18 protein-coding genes and 1 riboswitch are annotated in these 20,954 nt (G+C 39.1%); of the genes, 5 read left to right on the forward strand and 13 right to left on the reverse strand.

Annotated elements, in window-relative coordinates; genetic code table 11:
• Positions 1 to 87: 87 nt before the first annotated feature.
• From ACKWBX_RS17855 to ACKWBX_RS17890, 8 genes are all read right to left on the reverse strand, one after another.
• On the reverse strand, positions 88 to 1,149 hold the full coding sequence (locus ACKWBX_RS17855) for an NAD(P)/FAD-dependent oxidoreductase (RefSeq protein WP_413970083.1): 1,062 nt from the start codon (positions 1,147 to 1,149) through the stop codon (positions 88 to 90).
• A 67-nt stretch (positions 1,150 to 1,216) separates the two neighbouring features.
• Complete coding sequence (cobA, locus tag ACKWBX_RS17860; protein ID WP_413970084.1) at positions 1,217 to 2,047, reverse strand: uroporphyrinogen-III C-methyltransferase; 831 nt, start codon at positions 2,045 to 2,047, stop codon at positions 1,217 to 1,219.
• 3 nt (positions 2,048 to 2,050) lie between these two features.
• Positions 2,051 to 4,141 (reverse strand): nitrite reductase, encoded by a 2,091-nt coding sequence (locus ACKWBX_RS17865; RefSeq protein WP_413970085.1) that lies wholly within the window; start codon positions 4,139 to 4,141, stop codon positions 2,051 to 2,053.
• A 118-nt stretch (positions 4,142 to 4,259) separates the two neighbouring features.
• A complete protein-coding gene (locus tag ACKWBX_RS17870; protein ID WP_413970086.1) occupies positions 4,260 to 5,507 on the reverse strand; it encodes a sulfate adenylyltransferase subunit 1 in 1,248 nt (415 codons plus the stop codon).
• A 126-nt stretch (positions 5,508 to 5,633) separates the two neighbouring features.
• Positions 5,634 to 6,572 (reverse strand): sulfate adenylyltransferase subunit CysD, encoded by a 939-nt coding sequence (gene cysD, locus ACKWBX_RS17875; RefSeq protein WP_413970087.1) that lies wholly within the window; start codon positions 6,570 to 6,572, stop codon positions 5,634 to 5,636.
• A gap of 53 nt (positions 6,573 to 6,625) precedes the next feature.
• The gene (locus ACKWBX_RS17880; RefSeq protein WP_413970088.1) at positions 6,626 to 7,249 is read right to left on the reverse strand and encodes a phosphoadenosine phosphosulfate reductase domain-containing protein; all 624 of its coding nucleotides are present in this window, start codon (positions 7,247 to 7,249) and stop codon (positions 6,626 to 6,628) included.
• Positions 7,250 to 7,260: 11 nt separating this feature from the next.
• On the reverse strand, positions 7,261 to 7,524 hold the full coding sequence (locus ACKWBX_RS17885) for a DUF2061 domain-containing protein (protein ID WP_413970089.1): 264 nt from the start codon (positions 7,522 to 7,524) through the stop codon (positions 7,261 to 7,263).
• Between the two features lie 170 nt (positions 7,525 to 7,694).
• Positions 7,695 to 8,105, reverse strand: coding sequence for an RrF2 family transcriptional regulator (locus ACKWBX_RS17890; RefSeq protein ID WP_413970188.1), 411 nt, complete (start codon positions 8,103 to 8,105; stop codon positions 7,695 to 7,697).
• A 109-nt stretch (positions 8,106 to 8,214) separates the two neighbouring features.
• On the opposite strand from ACKWBX_RS17890, the gene ACKWBX_RS17895 reads away from it, so the two are divergent.
• From ACKWBX_RS17895 to ACKWBX_RS17905, 3 genes are all read left to right on the forward strand, one after another.
• Positions 8,215 to 9,258 carry a helix-turn-helix domain-containing protein gene (locus ACKWBX_RS17895; RefSeq protein ID WP_413970090.1) on the forward strand — a complete coding sequence of 348 codons (1,044 nt, stop codon included), beginning with the start codon at positions 8,215 to 8,217 and terminating at the stop codon, positions 9,256 to 9,258.
• Positions 9,259 to 9,370: 112 nt separating this feature from the next.
• Positions 9,371 to 9,781, forward strand: coding sequence for a nuclear transport factor 2 family protein (locus ACKWBX_RS17900; protein ID WP_413970091.1), 411 nt, complete (start codon positions 9,371 to 9,373; stop codon positions 9,779 to 9,781).
• Positions 9,782 to 9,830: 49 nt separating this feature from the next.
• Complete coding sequence (locus ACKWBX_RS17905; protein WP_413970092.1) at positions 9,831 to 10,256, forward strand: YybH family protein; 426 nt, start codon at positions 9,831 to 9,833, stop codon at positions 10,254 to 10,256.
• Between the two features lie 81 nt (positions 10,257 to 10,337).
• On the opposite strand, the gene ACKWBX_RS17910 is transcribed toward ACKWBX_RS17905, so the two are convergent.
• Positions 10,338 to 11,609 carry a hypothetical protein gene (locus ACKWBX_RS17910; protein ID WP_413970093.1) on the reverse strand — a complete coding sequence of 424 codons (1,272 nt, stop codon included), beginning with the start codon at positions 11,607 to 11,609 and terminating at the stop codon, positions 10,338 to 10,340.
• A gap of 139 nt (positions 11,610 to 11,748) precedes the next feature.
• Between ACKWBX_RS17910 and ACKWBX_RS17915 the strand changes: the two genes are divergently transcribed.
• On the forward strand, positions 11,749 to 12,930 hold the full coding sequence (locus tag ACKWBX_RS17915) for a family 16 glycoside hydrolase (RefSeq protein ID WP_413970094.1): 1,182 nt from the start codon (positions 11,749 to 11,751) through the stop codon (positions 12,928 to 12,930).
• Between the two features lie 57 nt (positions 12,931 to 12,987).
• Here ACKWBX_RS17915 and ACKWBX_RS17920 read toward each other — a convergent pair whose 3' ends face one another.
• The 4 genes from ACKWBX_RS17920 to ACKWBX_RS17935 all read right to left on the reverse strand — a co-directional run bounded on the left by ACKWBX_RS17920 (position 12,988) and on the right by ACKWBX_RS17935 (position 19,412).
• Entirely contained in the window at positions 12,988 to 14,157 is a 1,170-nt protein-coding gene (locus ACKWBX_RS17920; protein ID WP_413970095.1) for a trans-sulfuration enzyme family protein, read from the reverse strand.
• 90 nt (positions 14,158 to 14,247) lie between these two features.
• Positions 14,248 to 14,562 carry a GIY-YIG nuclease family protein gene (locus ACKWBX_RS17925; RefSeq protein WP_413970096.1) on the reverse strand — a complete coding sequence of 105 codons (315 nt, stop codon included), beginning with the start codon at positions 14,560 to 14,562 and terminating at the stop codon, positions 14,248 to 14,250.
• Between the two features lie 92 nt (positions 14,563 to 14,654).
• The gene (gene thrA / locus ACKWBX_RS17930) at positions 14,655 to 18,041 is read right to left on the reverse strand and encodes a bifunctional aspartate kinase/homoserine dehydrogenase I (RefSeq protein WP_413970097.1); all 3,387 of its coding nucleotides are present in this window, start codon (positions 18,039 to 18,041) and stop codon (positions 14,655 to 14,657) included.
• Positions 18,042 to 18,119: 78 nt separating this feature from the next.
• Positions 18,120 to 19,412 (reverse strand): O-acetylhomoserine aminocarboxypropyltransferase/cysteine synthase family protein, encoded by a 1,293-nt coding sequence (locus tag ACKWBX_RS17935; RefSeq protein ID WP_413970098.1) that lies wholly within the window; start codon positions 19,410 to 19,412, stop codon positions 18,120 to 18,122.
• A gap of 178 nt (positions 19,413 to 19,590) precedes the next feature.
• A riboswitch (SAM riboswitch) is annotated at positions 19,591 to 19,712 on the reverse strand.
• A 337-nt stretch (positions 19,713 to 20,049) separates the two neighbouring features.
• Between ACKWBX_RS17935 and ACKWBX_RS17940 the strand changes: the two genes are divergently transcribed.
• A complete protein-coding gene (locus tag ACKWBX_RS17940) occupies positions 20,050 to 20,919 on the forward strand; it encodes a DUF808 domain-containing protein (protein WP_413970099.1) in 870 nt (289 codons plus the stop codon).
• The last annotated feature ends 35 nt before the right edge of the window (positions 20,920 to 20,954 follow it).

Genomic DNA, 20,954 nt, shown 5'->3' on the forward strand with positions numbered 1-20,954 from the left:
GTATTTTGTTTCTCTTATTGATAATAAAAACCCTTCAATCTTGAGATAAGATTGAAGGGCAATAGCTAAAAAACACTAAGAACAAAATTATAAAATACTTTGCACAACTTCTTTTTTTGCTTCTTTCTTGGAACCATCAAATCCTGTGACACCACCCACAGTGGTGTATTTCATTACGAAACGTTTGTCCGGGTTTATGATTTGATAGGCATATTGGCACATGACCGCCGCCTCATGGAAACCGGACAGTATCAACTTTAACTTTCCTTCATAGGTATTTACGTCTCCAATGGCAAAAACCCCTGGAATATTGGTCTGATAATCTTTTGCATTATTGACCTTGATAGCATTTTTCTCAATCTCCAAGCCCCAATTTCCAATAGGTCCCAACTTAGGGGAAAGCCCGAACAACGGTATAAAATTATCTACTTCTACATAGCTGTCCTCCTTCTCGGTATCATTGTGTTTCACTACCAATCCGCTAAGTTCATCGGTTCCATGCAATTCTGTTACTTGTGCCTCGGTCAATAGTTTTATTTTGCCCAATTTTGCCAATTCCGATGCTTTTTCCACAGAATCCAATGCCCCACGAAATTCATTTCTACGGTGTACCAAGGTTACTTCACTGGCAACATCTGCCAAGAAAATAGACCAATCTAAAGCCGAGTCCCCGCCTCCGGCGATGAGCACCTTTTTGTTGCGGTAGATCTCAGGATCTTTTATAATATAGGCTACTCCTTTGTCTTCATAATCCGCTATATTGGCGATGGGCGGTTTACGCGGTTCAAAAGAACCTAGACCTCCAGCGATTACCACAACTGGTGCATGGTGTTGTGTTCCTTTGTTCGTGGTAACGATATAGGAACCATCTTCTTGCTTATCCAAAGTTTCGGCACGTTCGCCCAATGTAAAACCTGGCTCAAAAGGTTTAATCTGCTCCATGAGATTATCCACTAAATCACCCGCTAATATTTCCGGAAATGCAGGAATATCGTAAATAGGTTTTTTTGGATATATCTCCGAACACTGCCCGCCAGGTTGTGCCAAGGCATCAATAATATGGCATTTTAATTTTAACAATCCTGCTTCAAAAACAGTGAACAACCCCGTTGGTCCTGCCCCTATAATAAGTATATCTGTTTTAATCATAATTTAAATATTCAGTAATTCATATTGCGTACATGAAATATTGAGATGGCACTTTGGCCATTCAATACTATGTACCAAGTACTTGATACTCTTTCTTATTTTTATATCTTTCTTTTATCTCTAAAATTTGTTCCCGGTGCTTAACTACTTCTCCGATAATGATAATCGCCGGATTTGATAATTTTTGTTTCTCAACTTCTTTTTCAATGGTAACTATGGTTCCCAGTCCTATTTTTTCATCTTTTCGTGTACCATTTTGAATAACGGCAACGGGAGTTTCCGATTTCCCCTCTTCTTTGAACAAGGCTACGATCTGTGATAATTTGGACATCCCCATGAGGATGACCACCGTGGCATTACTCTTAGCCGCAAGTGCTACGTCTCCTGATATTTTATGTTGTTTTGTAGTCCCCGTAATCACCCAAAAACTTTCCGCCGAACCTCTTTTGGTCACCGGAATATTTTGAAAGGCAGGAACGGATAAACAGGAAGAGATACCGGGTACCATAGCAACTTCTATATTATGCTTGGCAGCATATACCATCTCTTCCGCACCACGGCCAAATACGAAAGGATCACCTCCTTTTAATCGTACTACTTTTTTTCCTTGCTGCGCTCTTTGAACAATGAGTTCATTAATCTGCTCTTGTTGATATGCATAACATCCCTTGCGTTTACCCACAAATAACTGTTCTGCCTTAGGCGCATATTCTAAAAGAACTGTATTCACCAAAGCATCGTACAGAACAACATCCGCTTTTTGTAACGCTTTTATAGCTTTTAACGTGAGGAGTTCCGGGTCTCCCGGGCCAGCACCTATAACGGTTAGCAAACCTCGATTTGGACCTTCCTTCCCTTCGGTAACGGATGCTATAGTATTTGAGTAATTTCCAAACATAACCTACACCGTTGCCAATTCTAATTTTCTAAAATCCGCTACGGCCGATAAAAATTCCTTTGCATCTGCCAAATAACTTTTTGCGAATTCCGCTGTCGGCTCATTTTCGTTGATTTGGAACACTTTGGTATCAAAGCCCCCCGCTATATCCAATTTGCCAGCTACCACAAACTTTTCCTGAAAATCCTTAATAATGCCGTTGTGTGTATTCACTTTGACTTTTTCTGCAGTAAGTAAGGCTTTGGCAGAATTTACCATGGAAGTATAGGAATAGTAGATACTGGCCGCCCATTTATCTTCCGCAAGAAACGCTTCTGCATTTTCTATTTTTTCCTGACTTTCAAACAATAGTGTTGCTATTAAATCTATGACCACACCGGCACATTCACCTATACCGATTTCTTTCTTGTATTTCTCCGTGGTTCCCCAATCGATGAAATCCTCAGCAGTAAGATTGTCCACATCAGTAAGGTGTTTTAATAAATCGTAGAAATAATGTTCTCCTTTTTCCGAATAATAATCCGAATATGATAAATCGCCCCCATTGGCATCATAATCATCCAAAATAATTCGCAATGCCTCAGGGCCTCTCCTACTGGGCACTTTTACGACCTTGTCCGCAAAACGGCCCTCGCCATTTCCGATATTTCCGCCGCCCAATAACACCTGTAGTGCAGGCGCGACCAATTTGTCCTTTGTCCTAACGGACATTCCCTGAAAACCGATATTGGCCATATTATGTTGACCACAAGCGTTCATACAGCCACTAATTTTAATAACTACATCTGCATTGCTGATATATTGCGGGTATTCTTTCTTAATGACTCGCTCCAATTCCTCGGCGATGCCGGTACTACTGGCAATTCCCAAGTTACACGTATCCGTTCCCGGACAAGCGGTAATATCCAATGCTTTATTGTACCCTGCTTCCGTAAAACCCAATTTCTCCAATTCCAAATAGAAAAAAGGAACCAATTCTTCCTTTACATAAGGGATCAATATATTTTGACGTAAGGACAACCTCAACTCACCAGCCGCATATTTCTGTACTAAATCCGCTAGTAATCTAGCCTTATCTGTATAGAAATCGCCCAATAAAACTTTAATTCCGATAGCTACGAAACCCTTTTGCTTTTGGGGTACTAGATTTGTAGACTTCCATTTTTCAAAGGCATCTGTATTTGATATCTCAACCTCGGGAACTGCTATATTTGCTACTACTACCTCAGGATAATTATCTGCATCAATTGGATACGTATGGAAAGGAATTGCCTTTTGTTGGTCTTGCAGCAAAGCTTTAAAACCGTCTAGACCAATATCTTTCAATAAAAACTTCATACGAGCCTTAGCGCGGCTTTTACGTTCCCCATACCTATCAAAAACACGCACTACCTGTTCCATTAAAGGAATAATTTTATCCGTAGCCAAAAATTCAAAAAGCACATCCGCGTGTCTTGGTTGAGAGCCCAGGCCACCACCCAACATTACTTTGAAACCTTTTACACCGTTCTCTATTTTAGCAATAAAGCCTAAATCGTGCATGTAAGACAATCCGGTATCCGCATCAGAAGCAGAAAAAGAAACCTTGAATTTTCTTCCCATTTCCTGACTGATGGGATTTCTTAAAAAGTATTTAAAAAGGGCATCCGCATACGGCGAAACATCAAAAGGTTCATCCACATCAATCCCCGCTGTTTCACTTGCCGTAACATTACGAACTGTATTTCCGCATGCTTCGCGAAGCGTTACATCGTCTTTCTCCAACTCTGCCCAAAGCTCGGGCGTACGATTCAAATCTACATAGTGAATCTGTATATCTTGACGCGTGGTAATATGTAACCTTCCCCTTGAGTATTCATCGGAAACATCCGCAATTCTATGCAACTGTTTGGAAGTAACCTTCCCGTAAGGCAACTTAATACGAATCATCTGCACTCCTTCTTGGCGTTGACCATACACACCGCGCGCCAAACGAAGGCTCCTGAATTTCTCCTCATCCAGTTTTCCGCCATGAAACTCATGTATTTTGCGTTCCAACTCCAGAATATCTTTCTGAACTACCGGATTCTCTATTTCTGTTCTAAAACTTTGCATATTATTAGGCTGATGATTTCTAGTTTTTCTACCGGACTTAATAAATTATAATTCCCATAGACTTACTAGGTTAAACATTTACGGACTGTTAGTCTTTTTAATTTCTTTGAACTTACATTTAATTGATAAATCCTGCTCCTACGGTACTATTGGTCTGTGTATCGATTAAAATAAACGAACCGTTGGTTCTATGATTTTTAAATTTATCATAGAAAATGGGTTTGTTCAGTTTAAAGCTCACTTCGGCAATATCATTCATTCCCAAAGCGTTCGTCTCCGTATCGACCCCGGAATAGTCCGGTGCTATTTTATGGTGTACCGTATCTACCTTGGCCAATACTTTATTGACCCCATGTTGAACAATGTATTTGTTCCCAGCCGTTAATTGTTTGGAATCCATCCAAGAAATTGTGGCGGTAAATTGTTTTTCAATAGTGGGTAAATCATCTACTTTGACCAACATATCTCCCCTGCTCAAGTTAATTTCATCCTCTAAAGTAATCGTAACCGAAGACCTTCTGGAGGCGGTTTGATATTGTTTGTCATAAAAATAAATATCCTTGATTTTAGACCTTGTTTGCGACGGCAGTGCCACTACCTCATCACCAACACTTAATTCCCCTCCGTATACTTTACCAGCAAACCCACGAAAATCATGATGCTCCTCTGTTTTGGGCCTAATGACGTATTGCACAGGAAACCTTGGCGTACCCACGTTGGATACCGCTGCCAAATCCAAACCTTCCAAATGTTCCAACAAAGTTTCCCCTTTATACCAAGGTGTCTTCTCCGATTTGTTCACAACATTATCACCTTTTAGGGCACTAACAGGAATAAAAGTGATTTTCTGATCTGCATAATCGCGCTTACTCATCAATTCTTCAAAGTCGGCCTTGATTTCATTGTATATCGATTCAGAAAAATCGACCAAATCCATTTTATTAACGGCCACAATTACTTCCTTGATCCGAAGTAGGTTATTGATGAAAAAATGACGGTTTGTCTGTTCAATGACTCCCTTTCTTGCATCGATTAAAATAATGGCTGCTTGAGACGTAGATGCCCCGGTCACCATGTTCCTAGTATATTCCACATGACCTGGAGTATCCGCGATGATGTAGCTTTTCTTTTGCGTAGAAAAATAAATATGGGCAACATCTATAGTGATGCCCTGCTCTCTCTCTGCCACTAGACCGTCCGTAGCCAAGGAAAAATCCAAGTAATCATATCCCTTTTGTTTACTGGTTTTTTCTATGGCCTCCAATTTGTCCGTGGTCAGTGATTTTGTATCATATAAAAGTCTTCCTATCAAGGTACTTTTACCATCATCTACACTACCTGCCGTTGCTATTTTTAGTACTTCCATTTTTTATTGGCTGTTGGCTATCGGCTTTTAGCTATTGACTAATTGCCTCACCTATTTTTTATATTCTTTTTATTTCGCTAATGGCTAATCAACAAAAACTAAAAGCAAAATTTGTTTTCGCAAATTTTAAAAGTATCCCTGTTGTTTTCTTTTTTCCATTGCCGCTTCCGAGCGTTTATCATCTATACGAGCACCTCTCTCGGATATGGTCGAATCCCGAATTTCCTGCACCACACCCTCAATATCCGTAGCTTCTGAAAAAACCGCCGCTGTACAGCTCATATCGCCAACCGTTCTAAAACGTACCATACGCTCCAAAACCTCTTCATCTTCATCTTGATAAACATGGTCCGAGTGTGACCAAATCATCCCGTCCCTTAAAAAAACTTTTCTTTTATGAGCGAAATAAATGGATGGAATCTCAATTTTTTCGTTTCGGATATAGGACCAAACATCCAACTCTGTCCAATTGGAAATCGGGAATACGCGAACGTTTTGTCCCAATTCAATTTCACCGTTCAACATATCGAACAATTCCGGGCGTTGGTTACGTTCGTCCCACTGTCCGAAATCATCACGAACCGAAAATATACGCTCTTTGGCCCTTGCCTTTTCTTCATCCCTACGAGCACCGCCAATACATGCATCAAACTTAAACTCCTCAATAGCGTCCAATAAAGTGGTGGTCTGTAAATGATTTCTACTGGAATATTTTCCGGTTTCTTCTTTTACCTTTCCGGCATCAATGGAATCCTGAACATTTCTAACAATAAGTTTCACACCCAACTCCGCTACCAACTTATCTCTAAAAGCAATGGTTTCGGGGAAATTATGTCCTGTATCTATATGCATTAATGGAAAAGGAATCTTTGCCGGCCAAAACGCTTTTTGCGCCAAACGTACCAAAGTAATGGAGTCTTTCCCTCCGGAAAATAAGAGTACCGGTTTTTCAAATTGTGCGGCTACTTCCCTGAAAATATAAATGGCCTCATTCTCCAATGCATTTATCTGCGAAGTGTCCTTTGCCAATTTTAATTCCGGTTCAAGCATGGTGTCTAAATTCATAATCTAATTTTATAAATACTGTTGTGTTTTGAATTTCTTTCCAAACACTATTTTTAATTATGTAAACCGCATTCGCGATTTTCCAACACTTTGGTCGGGTCAAAATATTTATGTTCGTTGGGCAAATCATGTTTAGAAAGGTAAGCATCTAGTTGTGTATCGCTCCAATGATAAAACGGACTCACTTTCAGAACGCCATCTTTGCTTAAGCTTAGAATGTTCAAGGAATCTCGCAAGGCCGTTTGCCCCTTTCTTAAATTGGTGAACCAAACATCTGGCCGGTGTGCTTTCATCGCCCTTTTGAAAGGTTCCAACTTTACTTGTTCCGTGAACAAAGCATGTCTGTCATCGTCTATTTGAGGAATTCCCATTACGGCATCCCTATGTGCCGTTGTCTGTTTGGGAACATATAGATCTATTTGCAAATTCAACCTTTCAATCAAATCCTCGGCATGTTTGTAAGTATTAGGCGTATTATAACCCGTATCACACCAAACAACCGGAATATCACTTTTAACCTGAGAAACCGCATGAAGGATTGCCACCTCATAAGGTCTAAAATTGGTAGTTACCAAAGGCTTCTCAGCATTCTTTATGGCCCAAGAAATAATTTCCTCCGGTGGTATTCCTTTGAACTGAATATTGAGCTTGTCTATTTGATCTTGTGTAAAAGCCATAGTATCCTTTTTTATTTGCCCCAATTAATTCTATTCCAAAGACGTTCGTGAAAAAAATACAAAAACATCTTGGTTACAAAGTCAATTGACGCAATAGATGCCGCAATTGTTATTTTACCCGTCAACAAATAGGATATTAACAAGGTATCCAAGGTTCCGATGACGCGCCAACTTATTGCTTTGGCTACACTTCGTATGGGTTTTTCTGATTTCTTATCCTCAGCATACTTGCTCTTTGGTGTCTTCTTATCTAAAACTAGTTGATCTAATATCATTTCTCGTCAAAATTATTACCCTACTAAATTAGTAGGATTCAAAAATAGAATATTTTTTTTATGTAGGACGGAAAAATCCACAAAAATTACTTTTATCCTATAGATTTAATAGATTATTAAGAAATATCCGTAAAAACTAAGGATATGATAGATGCAAAAAGTATTTATAGCTATTTCAATACGTCCGCTAAAGTGGTATTACGATATACCTCTAAGTTGGCATCACGTACTTTAAGCATGAGCTTGTTTACGGAACAGGTTTCTTCGCTAGGGCAGTCATCGCATTTTTCGTAGAAATTGAGACTTACACAGGGAACCATGGATATTGGTCCTTCTAGAACCCTCATGACATCCGTCATCAGAATATCTTCTGGTGCTTTGATAAGGTAATAGCCACCACCTTTCCCTTTTTTGGAACCCAAAAAACCTGTTTTTCTAAGGGACAATAATATACTTTCCAAAAACTTTTGGGAAATATTCTCTTTTTCTGAAATTTCGGCTATTTGAACAGGTTTTTTATCGGATTGTAAACCCAAATACGCCAAGGCTTTGAGTCCGTATTTTGTTTTTTTGGAGAGCATAGGGCTAAGATAGGGAAAATAGAAACCAATTTTTAGCGTCATAAATTGCAAAGAATTCATTAAGCCATCTCTAAATCAAAGCTTATATATTTGTTTTATCAATCAAATCATGGAATTTCAAACTCAAATTTTATTTTTGTTCAGTGCCTTGGGCGCCATCAACGGATTGGTACTGAGTATCTATTTTGCTTTTTTAAGTAAACAAAATACTATTTCCAATTATTTCTTGAGTGCTTTATTGATGGTGCTGAGTATCCGCATTATAAAATCGGTTTTCTTCTATTTTAATTCCGATCTATCACAAATGTTCATACAGGTGGGGCTATCCGCTTGTATGTTAATCGGTCCTTTTCTATACTTATACATTACTTCGGCCACAGCAGAAACTAATCATAAAAATAGATGGCTATTTCATGTAATTCCATTTCTCATTCTCGGTATCATCGCGTGGTTTTTTATTCCATACCGCGAGTATAGGCATTTATGGGCTCCTTATCTCGTTAAGCTAATTTATTTTCAGTGGTTTGTGTACATCTTCATCACAGGATTTTATTTGAAAAACACTTTTAAAAAATTCTTTTCAAAGAAGAAAAAACTCAATGATGTTGAAGTTTTTCATTTAAGTATCTATGTTGGAACTACGATTATTTGGATAGCGTACTCCACAAGCAGATACACCTCGTATATTATTGGAGCGTTATCGTTCTCCTTTGTTTTTTACCTTCTGATGCTTTTATGGTTCTTTAAGCGAAATAAGAATTCTATCTTCTTTGAAAAAGATATTAAATACGCCAATAAGAAAATAGATGAAGCCGAAGCGAAATCTATAGCCAACAATTTGGAAAAACTAATGATCGAAAAGCAGCTATATTCAAATCCTGATTTGAAATTATCCGATTTGGCCAAGGAGCTTCATATTCTACCACACCGCTTATCTCAGTATTTAAATGATAATGTTGGTAAAAGTTTTTCCCAGTATTTGAACGAATATAGAATCAAGGCAGTGGAAAATATGCTGCTCTCCAATGAGTTACTTACATTGGAAGCCATAGGTAACGAATGTGGTTTTAATTCCAACTCTACTTTTTACGCTGCTTTCAAAAAAATAAAAGGTATCACTCCAGCCAAGTATAAAAAACAAATGCGCAGCTAGTTTTATTCTTTCCGAATTTATAAATCTGTAGTTCTTTCTTTTTTCCATGGATTCCTTTACAGTCCATTTACGCTATCATTGTTACATAAATCATCAATTTAAAATCGAAAACATGAAAAACATTTTCTTCATTATTGCATGTAGTATTGTATGCATTACCCATGCACAGGACAATGACAAAAGAGAAGTTGAAAAAACGGTCTCGTATTATTTGGATGGCGGTACAAATAACGACTTTGAAACGCTAAAAAAAGCGTTTCACAAAGACGCGACCATGAAATTTATACGAAACGGGGAATATAAGGAGGTCAATGCTATAAAGTTTTTTAAAAAAGCTGTAAAACCTGGTCCAAAACAAAATAGAAAAACGAGTATAGTATCTACTGATGTTACCGGTAACGCCGCCGCGGCAAAGTTGAAAATTGAATACGAGCGCTTTAATTTCATAGATTATATGAACCTATTGAAGATTGATGGAGAATGGAAGGTGGTAAACAAGATTTTCTACAGACAAAACAAATAGATAACCAATAACTGAAAAGGACACCATGAAATTAAACATAACTATACTGTTGTTGCTATTTGTTTATAATGTCAATTTTGCCCAAGAATACATTGGAAGCAAAAATGATATAAATCAAATTATAGAAAACACTAAGCATTTCTCTGAATACGTAATGGCATCCGACTATGAAATGATAGCTGCATCTTATACTGAAGATGCTAAAATATTTCCTAACAATACGAAAATACTAGAGGGAGAAGATATTATCAAATACTGGACACTACCTGAAGGTGTAAACACAGCATATCATAAAATCTCGCAAAGTGAAATAACTGTTGTTGAAAATACAGCTTATGATTATGGATATTACGAAGGTAAGACCAAACACAAAGATGGTCGCACTTCTTCTTGGAAAGGCAAATACGTAATTGTATGGAAGAAGGTAAACGATCAATGGAAAATGTATCTGGATATTTGGAACGGAGTACGATAAATACATCAAGTTCTATGCGAATTTTCAGAACTCTTTCATATGGGTCAACCTAGAATAATATCAAACTTTTAATTTCAAATTTTATTTTGGAAAAGTATATATGGAACCGGATGCAGTGCCCATTTCCAAACTGCTTACGGTACCGGCACCCTCAAAATGTATTGTAATACCCCTTATTTTTTCAATAGTATCGGGCATAGGTGTTTTATAGGTAATGGCGTTGTTGACCAGTATTTTAAATATATTGTCATTGACCGTACAGCGTAGGTCTACAAATTCAGAAAAATCTACCCCAAAACCAGAGAGATCGTTCTTCTTTCCATTAATAAATTTTCCGAATACCATCATATCCATTTCGGAGGCACAGCCCTTTTTACCTAAAGGAATACCCACTGCACCACCTTCGTAGAGCACATAAATTTGTACCCACTGGCAACTACTAAATCCATTTTGCATCGTATTTTTCAACGATAGCTTTATGTCAAAATCGTTGGTGTACAACGCCCCGAAATCCTGCACTTGGTAAAAACTAACAGCTACCTTTTCAGTTCTTGGGTCCAAACCATATTCGGCAATGGTTTCCTTGGCTATTGCCAATTGATTGTTCCGTACAATTTCATCTTTGTTTAAATATATAGGAATAGAATCACGCTCAATAACGCCCAACCAACCATCGGTAGGTATAAAAACATCTTGCTCGGCCACAATGACATCGTCTACTACCAATTTTGATTGAAAAAAACCCGGGTAGTAATATATACAGGTGGCAATACTATCTTCTTTAGAAATAGAAATACGTTTACTGCTATCCCAGCTTTGCTGTATCTGGGTGGTAGCATTTTCCGCTGCAGCGGAAATATCGTACTCAAAAACTACTGAATTGGGCAAACCACTGCTTACCGCTCTATTTTTAAAACTAAAATTCCTATTCGCAATCACCTGCTCAGGCATCATAGTCGTTTCTTGAGCTGTAGGCCAATAGAAAGCAGATAAAATCCCAATCAATAGAAGTATTCCTATTATAAAGGGAATGACTCGTTTTAAAGTTGTCTTTTCCTCGACTTTAGACCTAACTGGTAGTCCAGCTGTATTCACAAACGCACGCCAATTGGAAAAACCTGTATATTCGGCAAGAATATCCAAAGTTGCGGAACTGGGATTGGCAATACGTTCCGCACGACCCCAAATTCTTTTTAATGTAGTTACACTAAGCCTCTTCTTGGTTTTTTTTAAAATAAGCTTACTTAATTCCTCAAAGTCCTTATTGCTCCAATTTTCGCCTTTGCCCCAGTTTAATTCTCTTTCTATCAGAGCTATCAAATCTCTAAGCATGTATAATTTGGATTTATCCATAAAACTAAAAAGGATTAATAATACTAGACTTTTTGAACAGAATTAAACAGGATTGAACAGATTGAACAAGCAAAAAAAACACTTATGCAATTACTTTTATCCCAATCAAATTTAGACTTTAATCAAAAATCGAACAAAAATGAAAATTACAATTAAAAGACAATTCCTAATCTTATTTATGATAGGGGCAATCTTACCTTCCCTTGGGCAGCAAAAAAATAAAGAAAAAACGCTCCAATTTCCAATGACCGAAGAATACTGGGCACCGGTCACCAAAAATGTTGAATTCACCACTTATAAATCCGTCAAGGCTGTTAAAAGTAATGATGACAAAGGTTTTGGCATCGTGTTAAAAGACTATGAGTTTATCAATGGCACCATTGAGTTTGATGTGGAACTCAAAGGACAGGGCTTTCCGGGCATTAACTTCCGTACCAGTAAGGATACTTTAAATTCAGAAATTTTCTACCTCCGCCATTTTGGAAAACCGGATCCCTTACGAAGAACCACAATGCAGTATGCAGCTGTTATCGATGGTGTTAATCTATGGGACCTAACGGATGATTATCAAGCCGCAGCTACAATTCATGAGAATAAATGGAACCATATAAAATTGGTGGTTCATGGTAAGCAGATGAAAGTATTCGTGAACGATATGGCCCAACCTGCCTTACTAGTACCATCACTGGAAGGTATCACCAAATCCGGTGGTATAGGTCTTTCCGGCAACGTTATCTATGCCAATTTAACGATAAAACCAAATGCAGTAGACACTTTGCCCGCGACAAAAGGATATGACCCCACATACAACGATCCAAATTATTTGCGTAGTTGGCAAATAACAGAACCCAAAGATTTTCCGTTTGGGAAAGATTTGATGTTGGGCATACCCGTTAGTCCAGGTGTAACAATAGACCCGACTTATTTGGATAGTACCGCTATCTGGAAACCTGTAGCGGCAGAATACCGTTCCGTAGTGAACTTGACCCATAAATTTGGTGCCACAAAAAATGGCGAGAGAAGACTAACTTGGCTAAAGACTACCATTAGTTCCGAAAAGGAGCAAGAGAAGTTGTTGAAACTTGGTTTTAGTGATGAAGTTTGGGTCTTTATCAATGGGCAACCTTTGCACGTAGATAAGAATTATTTTGGCTCCCCGGGTATGAAAGAGCCTCGCGGTAGGGCCTCCTTGGAGAACACTTCTTTCAAGATACCTTTTAAATCGGGCACCAATGAACTATTAATAGGAATTACCAATTACTTTTTCGGTTGGGGCATTATTGCTCGATTAGAAAATACAGAGGGGCTAATCTATAATTAGAATAACGAAAGGTCGGGGCCAATATCTTGGCCCCGACCTTTGCTCAATATATCAATCTTAAACTTTTAAAGCCTGCTCAATATCGGCAATTATATCATCTATATGTTCCAAACCTACGGAAACACGTACCATCCCATCCGTAATTCCGGAAGCTTGGCGTTCTTCTTTGCTCAGTTTGCTGTGCGTTGTAGAAGCTGGATGTGTTACGATACTCCGGGAATCGCCCAAGTTGGCAGAAAGAGACAAAAGCTTAATGGAATCAAAGAATTTTTGACCCGCTTTCAGCCCGCCTTTTACCTCAAAGGCCACAACACAACCTCCTGCCTTCATTTGTTTTTTGGCAGTTTTGTACATGGGGTGCGACTTTAAAAAAGGATATTTCACCCAATTTACTCCAGGATGTCCTTCTAAAAATTCCGCTAGTTTTAACGCATTTTCACAATGCCTGTCTACTCGTATCGCCAAAGTTTCCAAACTCTTGGACAAGACCCAAGCATTAAAAGGTGACAATGCCGGACCTGTGATTCTCGAAAACCGATATACTTTATCAATCAAATCTGCGCTGCCCACCGTGATTCCTGCCAAAACACGTCCTTGGCCATCCATCAATTTTGTTCCGGAGTGTATCACCAAATCTGCTCCAAACTTTATGGGTTGCTGCAAATAGGGCGATGCAAAACAATTGTCAATAATCAATATCAAATTGTGCTTTTTGGCAATCTTGCCCAAGGCTTCCAAATCCAATACATCTACACCGGGATTAGTAGGTGACTCGGCATAAATCAATTTGGTTTTTGGCGTAATCAGTCCTTCAATGGCATCAAAATCATCAATCTTAAAATAGCTATGTGATATATTCCATTTAGGAAAGAAATTATTAAAAAGTGTATGTGTAGATCCAAAAATATTTCCCGCTGAAAGGATGTGGTCCCCACTATCCAACAATGCGGCCAAGGTTGAAAATACCGCTGCCATACCGCTGGCAAAAGCAAAACCGGCCTCTGCACCTTCCATTAGACATACCTTGTCTATAAATTCCGATGAATTTGGATTGGAATAACGTGAATAGATATTACGCTCTTTCTCCTCGGCAAACGAGGCCCGCATATCTTCCGCATCTTCAAACACAAAACTGGAAGTCAAATAAAGGGGCACCGAATGTTCCAAATTTTCAGAGCGTTTTGCCTGTGTGCGTACTGCGTTGGTTTCGAATTTTTTCTCTTTCATTGATTTCAATTTTGTGGCTTCAACTATACTTTGCCAACGATATAAAAGTATTTATTTTTATCAGCTGTGGGTCACTTAGCCTCCAAAAAGTTAACCTTCTTCTTTGTAATATTTGTAATGCGTTTTATTTTTACATTCCGCTAAAATGGGCAAATTTTTTATTTCACCTTTTATTAATGCTTCTTTCTTTATTCTTGACCACCCCTGTATCTGTTTCTCCCTGTAAAAAGCTGAATCAATTCTAAGATATTCTTCAACATAAACCAGTTTTACCGGTAAACGTTTTTTAGTGTGATTAGCTCCTTTTCCATTCTGATGTTCCGTTAATCTCTTTTCCAAATTTACAGTGCTACCGGTATAATAGCTCCCGTCATTACATTCCAAAATGTATACGTAACCTTTCATTTTTTCGTCTTTGGTGGCTGCGACTACGCTCAGCCACCAATCTAATTATTACACAAGATAATTGAGGTTCCGGTGACTGAGCGAAGTCGAAGTCATTGTTTTTCCGCAATTCGTAGTATATCTCCAAAGACACCTCTGGCCGTAACGGCACTACCTGCTCCTGCTCCTTGAATTACCAATGGATTTTCTCCATAGGATTCGGTATAGATTTCTATAATGGAATCGGAACCTTTGACCTGTCCTAAAGCACTTTCCTTGGGGACAGAGATCAACTTTACATCCAATATTCCTTTTTCCTTTTGCAAATTACCGTGTAAATCTCCAACATACCTCAGCACATGACCTGGTTTTTGATTCTTTTTTATCTGATTGAACGTATCATTCAGCGTATCCATATTTTTGATGAAAAACTCGGGTGAACCTTCTTGCAGGGCAGTTGGAATAAGGTTTTCGATAGAGATGTCGGAAAATTCATTGCTTAAATCCAACTCACGGGCCAGAATCAATAATTTTCTGCCAACATCGTTCCCGGATAAATCTTCGCGAGGATCCGGTTCTGTAAAGCCTTTTTGCATGGCATCTTTCAAAATGGAGGAAAACGAAGTATCCACTTCTGAAAATGTATTGAAAATATAGCTCAAAGATCCCGAGAAAACTCCTTTGATACGAGTGATATTTTCTCCCGATAAATGTAACAATTTTATCGTATCGATTAAGGGCAAACCGGCGCCTACATTGGTTTCATATAAATATTGCTTCTGGTTTTTTTCCAACTCCTCGCGTAATAATTGGTAATAATCAAACCTTAAGGTATTGGCAATTTTGTTGGAAGAGACGATATCAAAACCATTTTCGACAAAATCAAAATAATGTGCCACAAAGTCTTGACTTGCGGTATTGTCTATCACGATCAAATTTTCCAAATGGTTGTCTTTCGCAAAATTGATAACATTATCTATTTGATACGATTTTCCTTTTGATACTATATTTCGTTTCCAATTTTTTGAAATGCCTTTTGCGTTTAAAAGCACTTTCTTGGAATTCGCTATAGCAAAGATCCTTAAATCCACCCCTTTTCGGTTTTCAATGGTTTTCGCAGATTTGAGAACTTGTTCTATCAATGTTCCGCCTACATTACCATGTCCAAAAATGGCTAGATTTACTCTTTTGCTTACATCAAAAATCTGACCGTGCATTACATTTAACGCTTTGGTCAAATCTACCTTTTTCACGACCAAACTTACGTTCTTACCCGACACTGTGTTGTTAAACAGTAAAGGTGTTATTTGATTTTTGATCAAGGCATTGTACGGTTTATGAAAAGTGCTCAAATCCTGACCTACGATGGAAATGACCGAAACATCGTTGACCACTTTGATCATATTGATATCCTGTGTATGGAAATCATTTATAAATTCACCGTCCAAAGCCAGCTTAGCTTTTTGCGCCTTGCTCCTCTTCACGACCAGACCTATGCCCCTTTCCGAAGAACCTTGGGAAACAATACTGACACTAATGTTATTGGCCTCCAGAGCCTTAAAAATACGGGCATCTATACCCACTTTTCCCAACAACCCCCTACCCTCTAGATTGATCAAGGCCACGTCCTCGATGACAGATAAGGATTTGATACCTTCCTTACTTGATTTTGCACTGATCAACGTGCCTTCGTTATCGTCATTATAGGTGTTCAGGATTCGTAAGGGAATGTTCTTTTCAATTAAAGGGATTATGGTTTTGGCATGTAAAATGGTAGCTCCAAAATTGGCCAGCTCGTTCGCTTCGGCATAGGAAAGATTGGAAATTCGTTTTGCCTCGGTTACGTAATCCGGGTTGGCCGTATAAATACCGTCTACGTGCGTATAATTTTGCAGTTCCTCGGCATCTAAAAAGTTGGCTACTAGCGCAGCGGAGTAATTACTGCCATTTCGGCCCAATGTGGTCACTTCATTTTCTAGGGTAGAGGCTATAAAACCGGTTGTTACCGGAACGGTATTATTGGGCAATGCCGCAAAGGCGAGCAAAACATTCTCTTTGGAAACGGCCTCCAGTACTTTGGCATCACCAAAAGTGTTATCCGTTTTTATCAATTTTCTCGAATCCAAGAACTTGGCCTTCACTCCTTTTCCGATCAATAACTTGGTTACCAGTTTTGCCGAAATCACTTCGCCATACGCGAGTACCTCATCTTTTATCTTGGCACTATAATCCTTTAGCAAAAAAACACCCTCAAAGAGTTTTGCCAAAGCCCTGAACTCATTATTGAGGTTGATGTTGGTATAGGTATGCTGTTGATACTTTTCCAAAGCCTCAAAATCCTTTTTATAATCCTTTCCCTTGGCCGCTTTTTCTAAAATTAGCTCTAATTGGTCCGTTGCTTTTTCACGTGCGGACAGGACCACTGAAATATTTTCCCCGGCATTGGCTTTGGATACGATGACGTCCAAAACACGTTCCAGACCTTCGCCATTGCTCAGGGATTTTCCTCCAAATTTTAAGACTTTGACTTTTCCGGATTTCCCATTGCTGTTGAAAATGCCATCCAAAAGCTTTTCCATCTGCTCAAACTCTATCAAAAAGGCATCGTGACCGTGGAGCGATTGTACCTCACCATACGTAACATTGCTATTTGCCTGTGCCAGTTGTTTGAACGTATCCTTATTTTCTTGTGCCGTAAAGAACAGATCGGAATCCACACCGATAATATGAATATTGGTATCGCTATTTTGTAGTTTGATGAAGTTTTCCTCCCCATCTCGGGTAACATCAATCGTTTTTAACAATTGGTTCATGAGTTTATAGGCCGATAATTGAAATCGCTCTTGCAGCTTCTCTCCATGGTGCATCAACCAACTTTCCACATTGAACACCTGAAGCTCTTCATTGGTACTGCGTTTGAAACGTTCCTTAAAGGATTCCGGCGTGCGGTAGCACAACATGGCATGCATGCGCGCGTCGTGAACGGGTTGCTTGGAGTTGACCAAAAACTGTTCCTGAATTTGGCAATTAGCAATCAACCAATCCGTTGATTTCCAATCCGATGCTACCGGAATCAAGTGTTCCGCAAGATTAGGTTTCAAGGCAACCATTTCCCAAGCAATTCCTCCGCCCAGGGAACCGCCGATAATGGCGAAAAGGCGACTGACGGACAATTTTTCCAGTCCCAACAAGAAAATATGCGCCATATCCCCTGCCACAAAATCCTTATAATTTTCGATGACGAATTTATCGTGCCCGTTACCCGGAATATTAAAGGACAAAACCGTGTATTTTTTGGTATTTATGCATTTACCGTCCCCAATCAAAGCGGACCACCAACCGTCTTTCCCCGTCACATTGGAATTCCCGGTCAGAGCGTGGTTTACCAAAATAATAGGTGCCGTGTGGAGCTCCCTGCCAAATACTTGATAGGACAATTGAATGTCTTGGGTCACACCACTAATGGTGGTATATTTTTTTATATCTAATTGATGTAACATTTTATTGTTTTTCATCTTTTGTGGCTCCGACTACGCTCAGCCACCATTTAGGGTCACTGAGCGGAGCCGAAGTGACCATTATGCCAAAACAGATTTATCTATTGTTGAAAAAGCATTCACCAAATCGGTTTTTAAATCTTCAATATCTTCTAACCCAACGGAAAGTCGGATTAAATCTTTAGTAACCCCACTTGCCTCTTGGGCAGCGTCGTCCAATTGTTGATGCGTTGTACTTGCAGGGTGAATAATTAAGGATTTGGAATCACCAATATTCGCCAATAGCGAGAAAATCTTGGTAGCGTCCGTCACCTTTTTGGCCGATTCAAAGCCACCCTTAATCCCAAAAGTAACCAAACCACTTTGTCCCTTTGGCAGGTATTCTTTAGCCAAATCGTGGTAAGCGCTACTTTTAAGCCCCGGGTAATTCACCCATGCCACTTCTTCCCTGGATTCTAACCATTCTGCCAAGGCCAAAGCATTTTGGCTGTGTTGCTTCATTCTAATGGGTAAAGTTTCCAAGCCTTGTAAAATTTGAAAAGCGTTGAATGGACTTAAGGCACCACCAAAATCCCGTAATCCTTCTAAAATCAATTTAAAGGTAAAAGCAGCAGCCCCTAAAGCCTCGCTATATACCAAACCGTGATATCCTGCAGAAGGCTCGGTAAATTCAGGAAAATTGCCATTGGTCCAGTCAAAAGTTCCGGCATCGATTATAGCACCACCAAGTGCGGTACCATTGCCGTTGATGTATTTTGTAAGGGAGTGAATCACTAAATTGGCCCCATGCTCAATAGGGTTTAACAATGCCGGGGAAGCTACCGTATTATCAACAATAAAAGGAACTTTTGCAACTTTCGCCTCTTTGGATATTCCTTTTAAATCCAATACATCCAACTTTGGATTTCCTAAGGACTCTACAAAAAAGGCTCTTGTGTTTTCCTGTACAGCTTCTTTAAAATTTTCAGGATCGGAAGGGTCTACAAATGTGGTCGTAATACCCAGTCTTGGTAAGGTTACGCTCAATAGTGTATAAGTACCTCCGTATAAACTACTTGAAGCAACGATATGGTCTCCCGCCCTTAATAAGGTCATTAAACCTGTAGAAATTGCAGATGTACCCGAAGCGAATACCACAGCACCAACACCACCTTCCAATGCTGCCAAACGGTTCTGTAGAATTTCGTTCGTAGGATTGTTTAAACGTGTGTAAATAAAGCCCAGTTCCGCCAAGGAAAATAAGTTGGCCGCATGCTCCGTATTATTGAATACGTATGCTGTGGACTGATAGATAGGAATCGCTCTGGTTCCTCCATTTTGTGTAGTGTCGTGCCCTGCATGTAAAGCGTTTGTTTCAAATTTTTGATTACTCATGATTTAAAGGTTTTGTGTATCCTCTTTTTTAGAAATACTAGTTTTTAAATGACTTTTAGCTTTCGCCCGAAATGACAAAAGATAAATAATGTAAAGCCAAACCCTAGCCAGCCGACTTGCGGTTAGGTAAAATCAAAAAGTTATAAGAAAGTGAAAAACTACCGATGGTAATTTGTTACGGTTATCCTTCCAGAGTTTCTGGTAGAATGTAGCACCTTCTTGGTCCCGATCAGGAATCGGGGAAAACAAGGGTTGCTAAGGCTTCAAAGGGTCTAATCCCTCCACCTTTCTTGATAACTATTCAATACGTGTTTGAACTTTGAAAGGACAAATTAAAGTCAGAAACTTCTAAAAACCTAATGAATTTTTAAAATTTCTCAAAAACCGATTATTTTAAAGGGTTTTCAAATAGTTTTCTGGATTTCTCGCGCACATTGCATTTGGCTCAAAATGACTTTCAATTCTTTTTTATCCAGAAACGAGAACACCGAGGGAAGACAATCGGGAAATCAAAACAAAATCATAGCTTTTCTAAAAACTACATAACCACTACTTTTACTTTGAGTTCCTATTTTTGACAAATGAATTCAGCCAACCCAATTTCCTGATTTATATTTGAACCCTATACAAAAACGTTATGGCTTCAGGATTTTTTGCAGTTTTAGATGATGTAGCAGCACTATTGGACGATGTAGCATCTATGAGTAAAATAGCGACCAAAAAGACCGCAGGAATTCTGGGTGACGACTTGGCCGTAAATGCGGAAAAAGCATCCGGTTTTGTCTCCAAACGCGAACTTCCGGTACTTTGGGCCATCAGCAAAGGTTCACTTCTCAATAAAATTATTATTTTACCCATTGCATTTTTATTAAGTGCATTTTTACCATGGGCCGTGACGTTGGTCCTTGTTCTGGGTGGGCTCTACCTTGCCTATGAAGGTGCCGAAAAAATATACGAATTCTTTGTGCCTCACGAAAGTGCATCTATTCCTTCCGATATGGAAACACCCAGTAAAACGGACATCTTGGAGATGGAAAAGGCCAAGATCAAATCGGCCATTGTGACGGATTTTATCCTTTCTATCGAAATTGTCATCATTGCTTTGGGCACTGTGCTGGACCAACCCTTGACTACCCAAATTGTAGTGGTTTCCGTGGTAGCACTTATTGCTACCGTAGGGGTCTATGGTATTGTGGCTTTGATTGTAAGAATGGATGAATTTGGAGCTCGTTTGATCAACCTAACCGAAAGTGATGATAGTCTCTCGGATAAAATCGGTCGGTTTTTTGTGAAGGCCTTGCCTATGGTCATCAAATCATTATCCGTTATCGGTACAATAGCCCTATTACTGGTTTCAGGTGGTATTTTTGTACATAATCTGGATTTTCTTCATGGTATTTTTCCAGCCGTACCGAGTATTCTTGTGGAGTTTGTGGTAGGGCTGATTGCCGGATTTTTGGCCCTTGTTCTATATAAGGGCATAAAGAAGGTTTTTATTAGAAAGTAAGTTGTAGCTTGGGAATTGACATAGTTTTTGAAAAA

It is taken from the genome of Maribacter algae (genome assembly GCF_047345745.1).
Lineage (GTDB): Bacteria > Bacteroidota > Bacteroidia > Flavobacteriales > Flavobacteriaceae > Maribacter.